This window comes from Serratia sp. A07 (assembly GCF_058725505.1).
Window position 1 is genome coordinate 1 of the sequence record NZ_JBZXDO010000205.1, and the last position, 837, is coordinate 837.

3 protein-coding genes are annotated in these 837 nt (G+C 42.5%); 2 read left to right on the forward strand and 1 reads right to left on the reverse strand.

All coding sequences use genetic code 11. The features are described 5' to 3' along the window. Together AC4PR2_RS29250 and AC4PR2_RS29255 are read left to right on the forward strand one after the other, a co-directional pair. Positions 1 to 321 (forward strand): phosphonate ABC transporter ATPase (locus AC4PR2_RS29250; RefSeq protein ID WP_492176094.1); only part of this gene is annotated, 321 nt, incomplete at its 5' end. Next, positions 312 to 578 (forward strand): hypothetical protein, encoded by a 267-nt coding sequence (locus AC4PR2_RS29255; RefSeq protein WP_492176095.1) that lies wholly within the window; start codon positions 312 to 314, stop codon positions 576 to 578. The genes AC4PR2_RS29250 and AC4PR2_RS29255, both read left to right, overlap by 10 nt. A 91-nt stretch (positions 579 to 669) precedes the next feature. Here the strand turns inward: AC4PR2_RS29255 and AC4PR2_RS29260 are convergent. Then, positions 670 to 837: DUF4113 domain-containing protein (locus tag AC4PR2_RS29260; RefSeq protein WP_492176096.1), on the reverse strand; the 168-nt coding region annotated here is incomplete at its 5' end.

Consider the following 837-nt stretch of genomic DNA (forward strand, 5'->3'; position numbering starts at 1 on the left):
TGTTCACAGTTTGATTTGGACACTTTGGAGGAGCTAGAAAATCAGCTGGAGGCTTGGAGAGACCTCAATCCTGATTTAATGCTTTATATGTATCAGACGCGTGCGACTACTAATCCTGTTTTACGCGGGAAAGAACGTGCAGAATTCCTTGAGTATTTAAGGGATTTTCCTTCTCTGCCACCTCTAAATTCCATTAACTGCGAGCGAAAGATCTATCGCGATGTTGTTCCTCTCGGAAAATCAGTTTTGGAAACTAACAACAGTATGGCAATCGAAGAGATTGAGCACTTAATTGAAGAGGTGTATTCACAATGGCTTTGAAATCACGCTCAGCAAAAAAACCAAGTGATGCTCAGGTTGCTGCTCTAGCTGATAAATTAGCAGATAAGCAATACAGTGGAGCCTCTCCCGTTGTATCGGTAGAAAAAACCGTTCACCGTAGCTTCGCTATGCCTGAATCTCTTGATTTGGCAATCACTAGAGTTTCCGCTGAAAACAAACTCAGCGGTTCGGGACCAACAAATACAAGCGCTGTTATAAGAGAAGCCCTAGATGAGTATTTAGAGAGAAGAAAATAATAAAAAAACAATATAATAATTTGTTTTTTTATCAAAATCAAAAATTTATAATTATGTATAACAAATTGTAATTATTGGTGTTTTGATGCTGTTAGAGTGCAGTTGGTAGATCTTGCCAACGGGTCGTCCACGCAGGTGACAGCATCCCCCGTTTCATCTTCCAGCCCTCGGGCTTGTCGGGAATACCTTGTCCCGCAAACCACACCTTGCCCTTGCCGCTGTGGTTCAGCGAGTCGAGCAGCTGCATCAGCTGCTCGCT